The 14,301-nt window shown below is 68.3% G+C and carries 10 protein-coding genes and 2 pseudogenes; 6 read left to right on the forward strand and 6 right to left on the reverse strand.

Going from position 1 to position 14,301, the window contains the following annotated elements; genetic code table 11:
- Window positions 1-643: 643 nt before the first annotated feature.
- Window positions 644-1,891 (forward strand): hypothetical protein, encoded by a 1,248-nt coding sequence (locus A4U64_RS00605; RefSeq protein ID WP_065921973.1) that lies wholly within the window; start codon window positions 644-646, stop codon window positions 1,889-1,891.
- Window positions 1,892-1,934: 43 nt separating this feature from the next.
- On the forward strand, window positions 1,935-2,741 hold the full coding sequence (locus A4U64_RS00610) for an acyl-CoA thioesterase domain-containing protein (RefSeq protein WP_029546446.1): 807 nt from the start codon (window positions 1,935-1,937) through the stop codon (window positions 2,739-2,741).
- Window positions 2,742-2,791: 50 nt separating this feature from the next.
- On the opposite strand, the gene A4U64_RS00615 is transcribed toward A4U64_RS00610, so the two are convergent.
- Window positions 2,792-4,021, reverse strand: coding sequence for an IS30 family transposase (locus A4U64_RS00615; protein WP_232334099.1), 1,230 nt, complete (start codon window positions 4,019-4,021; stop codon window positions 2,792-2,794).
- Window positions 4,022-4,184: 163 nt separating this feature from the next.
- Here A4U64_RS00615 and A4U64_RS00620 point away from each other — a divergent pair, with 163 nt between their 5' ends.
- Both A4U64_RS00620 and A4U64_RS00625 read left to right on the forward strand, forming a co-directional pair.
- A complete protein-coding gene (locus A4U64_RS00620; protein WP_006939934.1) occupies window positions 4,185-4,643 on the forward strand; it encodes an XRE family transcriptional regulator in 459 nt (152 codons plus the stop codon).
- A 13-nt stretch (window positions 4,644-4,656) separates the two neighbouring features.
- The gene (locus A4U64_RS00625; protein ID WP_050036019.1) at window positions 4,657-5,013 is read left to right on the forward strand and encodes a HepT-like ribonuclease domain-containing protein; all 357 of its coding nucleotides are present in this window, start codon (window positions 4,657-4,659) and stop codon (window positions 5,011-5,013) included.
- Between the two features lie 151 nt (window positions 5,014-5,164).
- Here the strand turns inward: A4U64_RS00625 and A4U64_RS00630 are convergent, their stop codons facing one another.
- Window positions 5,165-5,770, reverse strand: coding sequence for a DUF2510 domain-containing protein (locus A4U64_RS00630; RefSeq protein WP_231772376.1), 606 nt, complete (start codon window positions 5,768-5,770; stop codon window positions 5,165-5,167).
- Window positions 5,771-5,913: 143 nt separating this feature from the next.
- Window positions 5,914-6,057, reverse strand: a pseudogene (locus tag A4U64_RS28095) (DUF4352 domain-containing protein); the annotation flags it as partial.
- Between A4U64_RS28095 and A4U64_RS00635 the strand changes: the two are divergent.
- Window positions 6,052-9,039, forward strand: a pseudogene (locus A4U64_RS00635) (type I restriction endonuclease subunit R); the annotation flags it as partial. The pseudogenes A4U64_RS28095 and A4U64_RS00635 sit on opposite strands and share 6 nt — an antisense overlap.
- A gap of 115 nt (window positions 9,040-9,154) precedes the next feature.
- Here the strand turns inward: A4U64_RS00635 and A4U64_RS00640 are convergent.
- Together A4U64_RS00640 and A4U64_RS00645 are read right to left on the reverse strand one after the other, a co-directional pair.
- Window positions 9,155-9,643 (reverse strand): hypothetical protein, encoded by a 489-nt coding sequence (locus A4U64_RS00640; RefSeq protein ID WP_006939926.1) that lies wholly within the window; start codon window positions 9,641-9,643, stop codon window positions 9,155-9,157.
- Window positions 9,644-9,781: 138 nt separating this feature from the next.
- The gene (locus tag A4U64_RS00645) at window positions 9,782-11,305 is read right to left on the reverse strand and encodes a serine hydrolase domain-containing protein (RefSeq protein WP_065921975.1); all 1,524 of its coding nucleotides are present in this window, start codon (window positions 11,303-11,305) and stop codon (window positions 9,782-9,784) included.
- A gap of 199 nt (window positions 11,306-11,504) precedes the next feature.
- Between A4U64_RS00645 and A4U64_RS00650 the strand changes: the two genes are divergently transcribed.
- Complete coding sequence (locus tag A4U64_RS00650) at window positions 11,505-13,241, forward strand: SulP family inorganic anion transporter (RefSeq protein WP_065921976.1); 1,737 nt, start codon at window positions 11,505-11,507, stop codon at window positions 13,239-13,241.
- 73 nt (window positions 13,242-13,314) lie between these two features.
- Here A4U64_RS00650 and A4U64_RS00655 read toward each other — a convergent pair whose 3' ends face one another.
- Window positions 13,315-14,145 (reverse strand): alpha/beta fold hydrolase, encoded by an 831-nt coding sequence (locus A4U64_RS00655; RefSeq protein ID WP_065921977.1) that lies wholly within the window; start codon window positions 14,143-14,145, stop codon window positions 13,315-13,317.
- Between the last annotated feature and the right edge of the window lie 156 nt (window positions 14,146-14,301).

Consider the following 14,301-nt stretch of genomic DNA (forward strand, 5'->3'; position numbering starts at 1 on the left):
CCAACGCTGCCCGGTCGCCATACCCCGATAGACCTTCTCGGCCAGCACTTTCGGCCCCACGTCGCGGGCGACGTGCGGCTGTGCTGGACCCGAACGAACGTGTCGACCCGCGCGATCAGGTGCCCCGCCACCAGCTACGGGGACAAAGGTACTGGTGCCCAGTCGGTTTCGAGCACGACGAAGTCGCGCTCGCAGCGTCCGTGCGCTGACGTCGGACCACGGGAGAGTAGCGACGTGGACCGGTGTGTCTCGGTTACCGTTGCGCACACCGGGAACAGCGATGCACGACGAGCCCCTCGAAGCCGAGGGGCTCGTGCGTCAGGACGTCGACCGGGCGCGGCGGTGTGAGATCGGCGCGACGGAACGTGCGCGCGGTTGCGGATACACGCCCCTGCCGGGCGTGTGGATAGACTCCACCCTACGGTGCATGACAGCTCTTTCTGTCGTGTGCCCAGACCCCGGTGCGGTGCTGCAACACCTGCCGGGGTCGACCTGTTTTCAGGCCAATGGAGGGATGGTGGCACGGCCGACGCGTGCCGTCAACTCGAACGCGCGTTCGGATTCTGGGGCGCGCGTGGCGAAATCCGAAGAGAGGCCGGCGCGTCGAGCACGCCCGAGGTGGGACGCCCGGCGATGGTAGGGCGTGGCGTCAATTTTCCGATATGTCCTTCTTGTCGTCGGCGGGTTCACTGCGGGGCTGGTGCTGGCTGCCCCGAGCGTCGACACCTATCCCTTGGCCGACGGGTTGCTGCCCGGCCCGGTGTTCACCTCCGATGTCGCTGCCGCCGGAGCCGGAGGGCTCGCGGCACTGGCCGTGGCGACAGCGATTCGCCGGCGCGTGCTCGCGACCGCCCTGGTCGGCGCGATGGTCGTGGCCGTCGTCGCGCTGCCGGGAGGGTGGCGGTTCGACATGTACGTCGCGACGATCGGGGCGGGCCTGCTGCTCGGCGCGCTCGTCGTGCTGGGCGCCGAGAAGCTGCACGCCGCCCTGCCCGGAGTGGTGGTCGCCGGGCTGCTGACGGCCGAGCCGCTTGCGCAGTTCCGGGAGCTGGACTCGGCGCCTCAGCGGTACGCGTCCTACCTTGCAGCGAGCGTTCAGCCGGTCAATGCCGTGTGGCTGTCGCTGGCGATCGTCACCGCCGTTGCGGCAGGGGTGGTGGCGCTGACCGCCCGAAACGACACGGCGCCGGTCGCCCGGGCGCGTGGGCGGGAGGTGGCCGTCGGGATCGGTGTGCCGATCCTCGGGGCGGGACTGTACTGGTCGTTCCACCACGCGCTGTTCTCCCTGGACGACCTCGGGGAGGGTCGGTGGCTGTGGGGTCTGGTGGCGGTGCCTGTGCTCGTCGCCGCGGCGCTGTGGCTGCGGGGACGAACGGGGGCGGTGCTCCTGGCGGCGACGGCGGTGGTCGTCGCCGTGGGCGGCACCGTCTTGTGGTCGCCGGCCGCGTGGCCGGCACTGCTGATCGGGCCGGTTCTCGTGGCCGTTGGTGTATGGCTGGGTCGCCGCAGGCCGATGCCCCTGGTGGGCGTGGGGCTGCTCGCGCTCGTCGCGGCTTCCGGGATCGTCGATCGTCCGCCGTGGGACAACGTGAACTTCGCGGCGACGATCCTCGTGGTGCCGTTCGCCGCCGCATACACGATCGTCGCGTCCCTGCCGTCGACGGCGCCCGTGACCGCCACCTCGCTGGCTCTGCCGGCGGTGCTGGCGCTGCCGCTGGTCGCCCAGTTCGGGTGGACGGCCTACACTCCGCTCACAGACGACGCAGCCGGGTGGAGTCCGGGTGCGTGGACGTGGACGTCGGTGGGCGCGTCGACCGCCGCCATCCTGGCCTGCGGTGCGGCGATGGTGTGGCTACGGCATCGCGGGACGAGTGAGGACATCGGAACCTGACCGGGACGTTCGCTGAGGAAACGAGTGCTGCGAGAATCCGAGCATGCCTGACTCCATGCGCGGATACTTCACCGAATCGGACGGCACGTACCTTCCCACGAAGTACGCCGTCAGCCCCTGGTCGTCGACGATGCTGGCCGGACCGTGCGTGACCGGCCTGCTCGCCCGGGAACTCGACAAGGACCACGGTCCCGACGGGTTCGTCCCCGCCCGGCTCACCGTCGACCTGTTCAGGCCGGTGCAGAACGCGCCCGTCCGGTTCGAGACGACCCGCGTGCGAGACGGCAACCGCATCCGCGTCGCCGACGCCTACCTGATCCAGGGCGACGACGTCACCGCCCGCGGGACCGTCGTCTACCTGCGTCCATCCGAGCAGCCGCCGGGCACCGTCTGGACCCGTGACGAGCACCCGACGCCGCCCGCCGAAGCACTCGACGGCCCGGAGGCGGGATTCGCACCCACCTGGTTCGGCAGCGACGCGCACCCTGAGGGCTGGTCGCAGGTGCGGTCCGAGCATCAGAACGCGAGCCGGAAACGCATGTGGTCCCGGCAGATTCCGGTGATCGTGGGGGAGGAGATGTCGCCGTTCGTGCGGACCGCGGTCGTCGGCGAGGGCACCAGTTTCATGGCCAACTGGAGCGACGAGGGCGTCGGCTTCATCAACGGCGACCTCACGCTGACCCTCTCGCGGCTGCCCGTCGGCACCGAGGTCGGCGTCGAAGCCGATCACCACCTCAGCGCCGCCGGCGTCGCGGTGGGCACGTCGGTGCTGTTCGACCGGTTCGGTCCGTTCGGGACGGGCGCCGTCACGTGCCTGGCGAACGCTCGTCGTCAGGTGAACTTCGGTTGAGCGGCACTGTGCCGAGCGCGCAGTTCTCGTGGACGTTGCCCGGGGCAGTTTCAGGAAGCCAGTGCAACACCTGCGATCAGTTCGGCCAGTCTGTCACACGGCTTTCGCCACCCGAGGGTTTGCCGGGGCCGGAGGTTGAGCAGGCGTTGAGTTTCGGCGAGATCGGCGTCGCTGACCTCGTTGAAATTCGTGCCCTTGGGATAGAAGTCCCGGATCAGACCGTTGGTGTTCTCGTTGGTGCCGCGCTGCCACGGCGAATGCGGATCGCAGAAGAACACCCGACAGCCCGTGGCGACGGTGAACTGCGCGTGCGAGGCCATCTCGTTGCCTTGGTCCCAGGTGATCGTGCGGGTCAGCTCGGCGGGCAGGCCCTCGATCATACGAGTGAGCACGTCGATGACCGTGGTGCTGTCGCGAGTGCCGGGAAGCCGCCCGAGCAGCGTGTACCGGGTCGACCGTTCGACCAGGGTGACGATCCCGGAATTGTCCGGTCCTACCACCAGATCGCCTTCCCAATGCCCCGGCACCGCCCGGTCGGCCACCTCGGCCGGGCGGTCGCTCAACAGCGCCCCCTCGAGCCACGGCCGTTTGCTGCGGGCCGGCAGCTTCGACCGGGGCACCCGGGTGGTGCGCCCGGATCGCAGTGCCTTGACCACGGTCAACTCGTGCCGCAACGTTCCTTTGCCCTGCACGTAGAGGGCTTGGTAGATCGTCTCGTGGGACACGTGCATCTCCGGCTGCTCGGGGAACAGGATCTGCAGTTCCGCCGCGACCTGCTGCGGAGAGAACCGGTGATTCAACAGTGCCACGACCCGGCCTCGCAGGGCTGGGCCGGCGAGCTTGGCCGGTCGTGGACGGGGGCGCTGCGTCAACGCCCGGTAGTGGGCGAGTTCCGCGTCGTAGTGGCTCTCTCCCCAGTCCGTGACGCTGTGTGCCTCGAGCTCCCGCGCGATCGTCGACGGAGCCCTTCCCAGTTCCGCAGCGATCGCGCGTATCGACAGCGGTTGGGGCAGCGACAGCGCGGCCTGGATGAACGACCTGTCCGCCAGTGTGAGCCGACGGTAGGACCTACCCGGTGTCCGTGGTGGCTCGGCGTCCATCGGCACCGGCTTCACACCGCCGACATGCCCCAGGCAGATCTCCATGCCCGCACGCTCAGCCCACCGGTTCACCGTCGTTCTCGACACGCCCAGAGTATCGCCGAGCTCCAACGCGGATCGACCACGGGCCAACCCCCGATATGCCGCTGCTCGTGTCTCCCAGGGAATCTTCCTCGTCACCAACACACCCTTCGACTAGGGGTGTTGCGTTGGCTTCCTGAAACTACCCGGCGTGTCGTCACGAGAACTGCACATCCGAGCGAACCCGTGACTCCCCGCGGGGCATGGGCCGCGTCCGGCCCACATCGCTTCAAGCGATAACAATATCTGTTATCGTGATGTCGTGGCCGTCGGCTTCGGTGACTTCGTTCGCATCCGGCGGGGGATTCTGGGTCTCTCGCAGCGGGAGCTCGCCGAGCGCTCCGGCATCAAGCAGCCTCTGATCGCCGCAATCGAGACCGGACGACGGCAGCCGTCCGAGCCGGCCCGTTCGGCGCTGACGGCAGCCCTGCCCGTTCGCCCCTCCGAGGCTCTGGCAGCCCGACGTGAAGAAGTGCGCGAACTCTTCGCCGAGGCGGGACTGCCGAACCCGAGGGTGTTCGGATCTGTGGCGCGCGGCGACGACGACTTCGCCTCGGATATCGACCTCATCGTGGATTTCAGCGATCGCCACGACATCGTCGACCTCCTCGGGTTGCAGCAAGCATTGGAAGACCTGCTCACCGTGCGGGTCGAGATCGTCGACGGGCGAGCCGGGGGGCGCGTGGGGGACCGGGCCCGGGAGGAAGCCGTGGCGCTGTGACATCGGAGAAGCTGTGACGTCGGAGGAGAATGCGGACGAGCGTGTTCGCCGTCGTTTACAGGACCTTGCCGACTTCGCGGCGGATGCCGCCTACACGGTGGGACTCGGTCTGGATGCCTACCTGGAGGACAGTCCCTACGGGCGCGTGCTGCGGAACAACGGTCGGCACATCCTGATCCAGGTGGCCACGGTCGTCGAGAAGCTGCCGGAGACGTTCAAGTCCGAGTTCCCCGGCGTCGACTGGGTGGCGATCGGACGGATGCGAAACCTGATCGCGCACCACTACGACAAGGTGAACGACCGTCTCGTCTACTCCGCCTTGGCGACCCGGATCCCCGAACTGAGCGCCACGCTGGGGCTGGGGCACTGAGCTCGGTTCTCCTCCGCTCACCTCGCAGGCTGGACAACGCCGGACATCGACAACCGTCGCTTTCGTTGTCGATGTCCGGAGCAGGTGTGGAGGGACGGGCGTAACGCCCTGAGGCGCGACAGGACGCCGAAGCGTGCGGCTGTCGTCGTCGCTACGGCGCCCCGAACCCGTAGGTGAAACTGCCCGTCGTCCAGTTCATCGTCGCGTGGTACTTGTACCCGCTCATCGTGCCGTCGCCGTTGTCCTCGGTCGCGACGAAGCACTCGAACACCGTCGTCGTCTCGGTGAGGTTGTCGGTGGACCCGCCGTTGACGGGTGAGCAGGTCACCTCGATCACCGGCCCGTCGAACATTCCGTTGTCGATGTGCTTGTTCGCCATCTGCTCCACACTCGACTCGATCTCCGAGACGGATCGCGCGCGGGAGGCGCGCTCGGCGTCGTCGCGCTGCTGCTGCGCCGCCTTCTCGGCGGCCAGGCGTTCCGCTTCGCGCTGTGCAGCTTCCTCTGCCGCCGCGACCTGTGCCGCAACCTGGGCGTCGTGATTGAGCTTCCAGGTGAGCGCCCCACCCCCCACGGCGAGCAGCAGGACTGCCAGCACGATCAGGAGCGGCTTCTTCCTGATTCGGCGCTTCTTGCCGTCGACGGCGCCGGAACCAGGGAAGTCCAGCCACCGGGTGCCGTCCCAGTAACGCTGGCCCCCGTTCGGATCGGGGTACCAGCCGGCGGGTGCGGGCGTCTTGTCGTCCGACATCGTCATGCCCTTCTTGGAAGTTGGGAGCGCCGGAACGAGCGAATGTGTCGTTCCGTCGATCTGAGGAGGTGAGCGATACATTCGCTCGCTCCGAAGGTGGGAAATTCCGGTGCGCCCGACCCCTCGCGGGCGCACCGGCCCCGGGGACGTCACCGCAGGGAGACGGTGACTCCGCCGGAGAACATGGAGTCGTGCAGTTCGATCGAGGCGGGAACCGCATCGACCGGCATGTCGAACACGACCGGCATCGTGACGGTGTTGCCGGGGTTGATCTCGTCCCAGAACGCGACGTCGAGCAGGCCGTGGACGTGGTCACCACCGCCGGATCCACCGACGCGATCTCCGAGAATCGCGCCGTGCACGCATACCTCACCGAAGGCTTGCGCAAGATCAACTATGTCGACGACAGCGGCGTGGAGGTCACACCCACGATCCGCCTGATTTCCGTGGACCCGGACGACAACGACTGGCTCGCCGCGCGTCAGGTGACCGTTATCCGCGGCGACCACGAGCGCCGCTTCGACGTGGTTCTGTACCTCAACGGGATGCCTGTCGCGGTGATCGAACTGAAGAACGCCGGCAGCGAGCATGCCGGGCTCAACGGTGCCCACGCCCAGCTGCACACCTACCTACGGGAGTTCCCGCTCCCGTTCCGCTTCGCCGTCGTCGCGCTCGTCTCCGACGGCATCACCGCCAAGTACGGGACGCCCTTCACCCCGTACGAACACTTCTCCCCCTGGAACGTCGACGACGACGGCCGCCCGATCGAACCCACCGGCGACCACACCGCCCTCGACGTCGCCCTGTACGGGCTGTTCAACCTCGAACGGTTCCTGCAGCTCGTACGCGACTTCACGGCGTTCGATCAGAGCGAGGGCGGGCTGATCAAGCGCATCGCCAAACCGCACCAGTACTTCGCCGTCACCAAAGCCGTCGCGTCGACCGTGCACGCCGTCGACTCCGAGGGCAAAGCGGGCGTCGTCTGGCATACCCAGGGCTCCGGCAAGTCGATGGAAATGGAGCTGTACGCGAACCAGGTGATCCGCCACCCCCGGCTCGCCAACCCGACCGTCGTCGTCATCACCGACCGCAACGAACTCGACGGCCAGCTCTACGAGACGTTTCTGCGCTCCCAGCTGCTGCCCGAGAAGCCGCGGCAGATCCGGCGCCGTGACGAACTCCGACAGGAACTGTCCGGCCGGACAACCGGCGGGATCTACTTCACGACCCTGCAGAAATTCGGGCGCAGCCGTGACGAACGCGAATCCGGCCACAGCCACCCCCTCCTCTCGGCCCGGCGCAACATCATCGTCATCGTCGACGAGGCGCACCGCAGCCACTACGACAACCTCGACGGCTACGCGCGTCACCTGCGCGACGCGCTGCCGCACGCGACCCTCATCGCCTTCACCGGCACGCCCGTCTCGTTCGAGGACCGGGACACCCGGGCGGTGTTCGGCGACTACATCGACGTCTACGACCTCACCCGTGCGGTCGAGGACGGCGCCACCGTCCCGGTCCACTTCGAAAGCCGGCTGGTCAAGGTTGCGTTCGCCGGCGACGTGACCGAGGAGCAGATCGACGCGTCCGCCGACGAACTCACCGTCGGACTCGACGACACCGACCGCGACCGCATCGAGAAGTCCGTCGCGGTCGTCAACGCCGTCTACGGCGCGCCGGCCCGGCTGCACAAGCTCGCCGCCGACCTCGTCGAACACTGGGAGAGTCGCCGCGAGCAGATGGCCAAATTCGTCGGGTCCGACGACAACCCCACCGCGCCCGGCAAGGCCCTGATCGTGTGCGCGACCCGCGAGATCTGCGCCAATCTCTACGACGAGATCGTCGCACTGCGCCCGGATTGGCACTCGGGCGAGATCTCCAGCGGGCGAATCAAAGTCGTCTACTCGGGAACCGCGGCCGATCAGCCGCCGATCGACAGGCATGTGCGCCGCGACTCGGCGAACGCCGCGATCAAGAAGCGGCTCAAGGACATCGACGACGAGCTCGAAATCGTCATCGTCAAGGACATGCTCCTCACCGGCTTCGATGCGCCGCCGCTGCACACTCTCTATCTCGACCGGCCGTTGAAGGGTGCGCTGCTCATGCAGGCCCTCGCCCGGGTCAACCGCACCTTCCGCGGCAAACGCGACGGGCTGCTCGTGGCCTACGCGCCCGTCGCCGACAACCTCGCTGAGGCGCTGGCCGAGTACACGGCGACGGATCAGGAGACCAAACCGCTGGGCCGGCCGATCGAGGAGTCCGTCGACGCCGTCAAGAACCTGCTCACGGTGCTCGTGAACATGCTGCACGGTTTCGACTGGCGGTCGCGCCTCCGGTCCGCCACCGGACCGCGTGGCTATATCGAAGCCGTGCTCGCCACCGTGAACTACCTGCGCGACCCGAAGCTTCCGGAGAACCGGGTGCCGGAAGGGGACGAGACCCTGGCGGCCCGCTTCCGGAAATTCTCCTCCCAACTGTCCCGCGCCTGGGCGATCTGCGGCACTCATCCCGATCTGGGAGGGCTGGCCGCCGACGCGAAGTTCTTCGAGGAAGTCCGCGTCTACATGGCGAAGTTCGACGCCGAGGATCGGCAGGCGCGGGGGCTCGCTGTTCCGGAGGACGTGCGGCGTGCCTTGCGTCAGCTCATGGCCGCCTCGGTCGAATCCGGCGAGGTACTCGACATCTACGACGCCGCCGGCATTCCGCGACCGTCGCTCACCGAACTCAATGCGGAATTCCTGGCACGGGCCGAACATGCGAAGAACCCGAACCTCGCGATCGAGGCGCTCCGCAAGCTCATCAACGAGGAAGCGCGAAAGGTTGCACGGCACAATCTGGTACGTCAGCGAGCGTTCTCACAACGTCTGCAGGAACTGATGAACAAGTACACCAACTCGCAGCTCACCTCCGCGGAGGTGATCGCCGCGCTGGTCGAGGTCGCGCAGGAGGTGCAGGCCGAGGGCGACCGCGGCCGCCGCTTCGATCCGCCGCTGGACTGGCACGAACTCGCCTTCTACGACGCCGTGGCCCAGAACGAATCCGCCGTCACCGAGCAGGGCGACGACGTGCTCGCCCAGATCGCCCGGGAACTCGTCGCTGTCATGCGTCGCGACGTCAGGACCGACTGGCGCGTGCGGGCGGACGTCAAGGCCAAGTTGCGCTCGCAGATCAAGCGGTTGCTCACGCGGTACAAGTACCCGCCGGACCGGCAGGCAGGCGCGATCAAGCTGGTGCTCGAACAGATGGAGGCGATCGCGCCGACGATGGCTGCGTGAGTGTGCACGCGTCTCGCGTGAGGCAGATGCGGGCACGAACCCCCACGTCCCTGCCAATACCGCAGTGGCGAAGTGGCCGCTCGGGGCGAGGCCGTCGGATCACCGCGTCGACCCGTCAGGGTCGTGTGTTCCCCGGATCGATGGGCTGCCCGAGACCGGTGGCACGCCCGGTTCGGTCGCGTTGCAGCTGCCATGTCACCTGGTAGGCCATCCGTCCCACACCACCTTCGCGCACATAGGCTTTCGCGCGCATCACCAGTACGAACGGGCTGCCCTGGATGCCCGTGAACTGGCGTTGTTCCAGGCCGACGACGGCGGAGTCGACCGCGAGGATCGCGCCCGTATCTCGAACGTGCAGGCTCGTCATCGAGGCGCTCACCATCGGCACGGCCACATCCTGGCGGGCGAACGTCTGGATGGTGTCGTCGGCGTAGGGGACGAACGAGAGGATGTCGACATGCTGGCCGCTGTCCTCGGCCGACAGATCGAACATGAGCCATCCGGAATGGATCATCAGCAGACCATTCGTGCCGGCATCGATCATGTAGGGCACTCGGAGGTGTTGGACAGCATCGATGTCGCGCACCCGAAGTCGGACGGTCATGTGTACTCCTGAGGAAGGGGCTGGGGCATTACCACCATCCCGCCGGGGCTTCCGGACGGTAACCCACCCCAGGGCTTCGGTTCGTCCCCCCTGCCCGCCGCCGGGCACTCCGGTCGGTGCGGGCGGACGCCGTGCCGGTCAGGGTGCGGGGGAGTGGCCCCGCCCCCGGGCAACCCGGCGGACGAGCAGCGTCGCGGCGGCGACGGCGCCCGCTCCCTCGGTCCACAACCTCGGGTTCGTCGCCGGCGTCCGCTTCCGGGCGGACAGCGGCATCAGCTCGAAGTGCACGGACATGTCGTCCGTTCCGGGCTCGCGCCCGAACACGACCCGGCTGGAGCCCAGCCCGTCGCCGAGGTCGAACCGGAACGCGTACGGATCGGCCGGGTCGTCGGGGTGCAGCGGCAGGCCCCGGTACAGCGGAGGCAGCGGGGTCAGGAACCGGAGCAGGAGTTCGCCGCGACGGACGAAGACCTCGACGCCGGCACCGATCATGGCCCTGACCCGGACGTCGGTGACCCGGCCGGGCAGGTGGTACCACCCGCAGATCTCGGACCAGACCTCGGGGCGCTGCGGAACGTCGGTGCGGATCTTCTCGCCCGGAACGCCGAGCACGGACCCGAGCAGCGTCCCGGTTTCCACCGGCAGCCACATCACGGCCCGGTGCGCTCCGTTGGTGAAGGCGAGGATCCCGACGCCGTCGCCCGGGGCGACGGTGATCTGCGAGTTGAAGCCGGGCAGAATGCCCTGGTGCTCGGCCACGTGGTGGCCGCCCACGTCGCCGCGGAAGAAGGTCAGGCCGACGCCGGGCAGCCGCGGATCGGCCTGGTACTGGGGCGCGAACATGGTGGCGAGCGTCGCGGGTTCGAGCACCGATCCGTGCTCATTGGCGCCGCCGCCCAGCAGCGCCGCGACGTAGCGGGCCATGTCCGTGGGTGTCGAGTACGCCGCGCCGGCTCCCGCCGTCACCGGTTCCCGTTCGGGGACCGCCCTGGGGCCGCTCGAGCGCAGGGTGTAGCCGGTCGCGATCCGTGCGGCGTCCAGGTCGGCCCGGACGAGGCTGGTGCTCGTCATGCCGAGGGGTTCGAAGACGTGCTCGCGCAGGTAGCGGTGCAGCGGCTGCCCGGTCATGTCCTCGACCATCTGGCCGAGCGTCGCGTGCGAGTGGTTCCCGTACCGGAACCTGGTGCCGGGCTCCGCGTCGATGCGCAGTCTTCCTCGGTAGTGCTCGGCCAGGGATCGTGGCCGTCCGGGCTCGATGTTCTCCCCGAAATTCGGTCGGAGCGCGCCGGACGCCGGCGCCACCTCGCCGAGTCCCGCGGTGTGGGTCAGCAGGTGGCGCACCGTCGCGGGCCGCCAGCCGGACCGCGCGGGGACCAGCCGGAAGGCGCGCAGATAGTCGGCGGCGGGCGCATCGAGGTCGACGAGTCCCCGTTCCCACAGCTGCATGACCGCGATCGCCGTGAACGTCTTGGTGATCGATGCGATCCGGAAGATCGTGTCCTCGGTGACGGGTCTGTTCGACGGGATGTCCGCGACGCCGTGCCCGTGGAAGAACTCCAGCGTTCCGTCGCGGACCACGCCGACCGCCAGGCCGACGGCGGGCCGGCGGTTGAGGATCTCGTCGACGGCGGCCCGCAGCTCGGGCCTCTCGATCTCGGACATGGCTCCCCCCTCGGGCGTCCCGGCTCGAATCGATCGTAGGTGGGTTGCTCGCGTCGCGCCCGAAAGTGCGGTCCGCGCGGGTATGAACACGCGCGAGAGAACACCGATGGGCGCGGGTGTTCTGGCCGATGCAGCAACCGCTGCGTGTGTTGCCCACAATCGGCGTTTCCGACTGGGCCTGCGGTGCCATACTCTCTGAATGTCCTTCAGCCGAGCCCTGGCTGGGCTGCCCGGTGTCGTGACGGTACGCCGTTACCGCCGCGAATGGTTGCGCTCGGATGTGACGGCCGGTCTCGTTCTGACTGCACTGCTCATTCCTGCCGGCATGGGCTACGCCGAAGCCGCCGGGCTGCCCGCGTACGCGGGCCTGTACGCGACCATCGTGCCGTTGCTCGCGTACGCCGTCGTGGGACCGTCCAAGATTCTCGTTCTGGGACCGGACTCGTCGCTGGCGCCGCTGATCGCTGCGGCGGTGTTGCCGCTGACCGTGGCCGCGGACCCGGAAAGCGCACTGGTCCTGGCGGGCGTCCTGGCGGTGCTGGTCGGCGTGATCATGATCCTCGGAGGGTTGCTGCGGCTCGGGTTCGTCACCGAGTTGTTGTCCAAGCCGTTGCGCCTGGGCTATCTCAACGCGATCGCGCTCATCGTGATCGTCGGGCAGCTGCCGAAGCTGCTGGGCTTCTCGGTCGACGCCTCGGGCCTTCTCGACGAGCTCGCCGGGATCGTCGGGGCGGTGCTGGACGGGGACGTCGACCCGACGACGGCGCTCGTGGGCGGTGTGTCGCTGGCGGTGATCATCGGGCTCAAGGTGCTGCATTCCAAGGTTCCGGGTGTTCTGGTCGCGGTCGGGGGAGCCATGGTCGTCGCCTTCGCGATCGACCTCACCGACGACATCGACATGGTCGGCGCCCTGCCACGCGGTATGCCCCTCCCGTCGTTCGGCGGGGTGAGCTGGGATGAGGTGGCCGCGCTCGTGGGGCCGGCGGCGGGTATCGCGTTGATCGCCTTCGCCGACTCCGGCGTGCTGTCGCGCACCTTCGCAGCCCGGCGGGGCGAGAACGTCGACGGCAGTACGGAGATGAAGGCGATCGGAGTCGCGAACGTGGCCAGCGGGGTGTTCGGTGGGTTCCCGATCTCGGCCAGCGGTTCCCGTACCCCGGTGGCAGAGGAGAGCGGAGCCCGCACCCAGCTGGCCGGAGTCGTCGGAGCCATAGCGGTGCTGTTGTTCGTTCTGCTCGCACCCGGAGTGACCGCGTATCTCCCCCAGGCCACTCTGGGGGCGGTGGTGATCGTCGCGGCGTGGGCGCTGGTCGACGTACCCGGTGTGGTGCGGATGTGGCGGATGAGCCGCGTCGAAGCGGGTCTGGCCGCTGCAGCGTTCGTCGGCGTCGCCTTGGTGGGGGTCCTGCAGGGCATCCTGGTGGCGATCGGATTGTCCTTCGTGGCAGTGGTTGTGCGAGTATGGCAGCCCTATCGGACGGAGCTGGTCGCCCTTCCGGACCGGGACGGGTTCCACGACATCACCCGGCACCCCGAGGGCCGGCGCATCCCGGGTCTGGTCCTCGTTCGATTCGATGCTCCGTTGTTCTTCGCCAACGGGGAGATGTTCGACAGCTACGTCCGTTCATTGGTGAACGCCTCGGCGTCGCCCGTCGAATGGGTCGTCGTCGCCGCCGAACCGATCATCGGATTGGATACCACAGCCGTCGACGAAGTGGTCGACCTCGACCGGTATCTGGAGAGCCAGCACGTCAGGCTCGTCTTCGCAGAGATGAAAGGCCCCGTCAAGGATCGGCTCGTGCGCTTCGGTGTGGGTGACCGATTCGATACGTCGCGGTTCTATCCGACGATCGAAGCTGCGGTGAGCGCCTTCGAGCAACGGCGTCGGCGCCACGGCGACGACCAGCCCGAGGGCGACGGCCCGGAAACCTCGTGACGTACCGCGGATCGGTCCGACGAGCGAAGTGCGGCACGTGCCTCCTCGTCGGACCGTCGCGGCGCAGAAGCCGTCATCCGGTCGCGAGAAACGCATCGATGACCGGCACGACCTCGCCGGCTCCGGTGAGCACGTCGATGTGCCCCCCGGAGTGCATATGCAGGGTGGCATGGGGAAGCAGCCGGTGCATGATGCGGGCATTGACGGCGGGAACGATCGGGTCGTCGGTGCCGGCGACCACGAGGACCGGTTGCCGGATCAGCGGCAGCAGCGGCAGGCTCGTCCACAGGGCCCCGGCGAGCAGTTGCTGCAGATACCCGGTTCGCGACGTCGTGCGGGGCTGCCTGCCGAGCAGGCCGGCGACCGCGCCGGCGTTCGGGCGGGCGGTACCGCCGTACAGTTCCGCGACGTTCGCCGCGGCCCAGGCGGCGTCGTCGAATCGCCGGCGGGTGAGCATCTTCGCCAAGGTGCGCGGACTGCCCGGGACGGACACTGCCCCGGTGCTGGTGGCGACGAGCACGAGACGCCGGCAGCGGCGCGGATTCTGCAGGGCGAACTGCTGAGCCAGCGCGCCGCCCCACGAGTATCCGACGACGTCGACGACCCGGAAACCGAGGGCGTCGAGGACCCGGCCCACGACCCATGCCAGATACGGGAAGCCGTACGGCACCAGCGACGACGGCGACCCACCGGCGCCGGGAACGTCGAAGCGCACGATCGTCGCCCCCGCGTTCCAGGACTCCACGATCGGACCGAGGATTTCCAATCCGGCGCCGAGACCGTTGCACAACACCACGGGAACTCCGCTCCCGTGGCGCACGCTGACCCGGATCCGGTGGCAGCCGACGCGGACGATCCGCTCCTCGAACCGGGTGTGGTGATCGAGCACGTTTCCGGCGGTCACGTGTAGAGCACAACCATCTCGGCGATACACACCGGTCGTGTCCCACCGTCGATCTCGCTGTTGATCTCGAAGACCACCTCGAGACCTGCCGGCTTGTGCTGAAGTCGAAGCGTCATGATTGTTCCTCGAGATGTGGGGCGTTCTGCCCGGGGAGTG

This window comes from Rhodococcus sp. WB1 (assembly GCF_001700945.1).
In the GTDB taxonomy this organism is placed as follows: Bacteria; Actinomycetota; Actinomycetes; order Mycobacteriales; family Mycobacteriaceae; genus Rhodococcus; species Rhodococcus aetherivorans.

Bases quoted from the DNA above. Each gene is read 5' to 3' on its own strand.
- A4U64_RS00610 (WP_029546446.1), top strand. From the start codon at position 1,935: ATGCCTGACTCCATGCGCGGATACTTCACCGAATCGGACGGCACGTAC.
- A4U64_RS00645 (WP_065921975.1), bottom strand. From the start codon at position 11,305: ATGTCCGAGATCGAGAGGCCCGAGCTGCGGGCCGCCGTCGACGAGATC.
- A4U64_RS00640 (WP_006939926.1), bottom strand. From the start codon at position 9,643: ATGACCGTCCGACTTCGGGTGCGCGACATCGATGCTGTCCAACACCTC.
- A4U64_RS00650 (WP_065921976.1), top strand. From the start codon at position 11,505: ATGTCCTTCAGCCGAGCCCTGGCTGGGCTGCCCGGTGTCGTGACGGTA.
- A4U64_RS00630 (WP_231772376.1), bottom strand. From the start codon at position 5,770: ATGACGATGTCGGACGACAAGACGCCCGCACCCGCCGGCTGGTACCCC.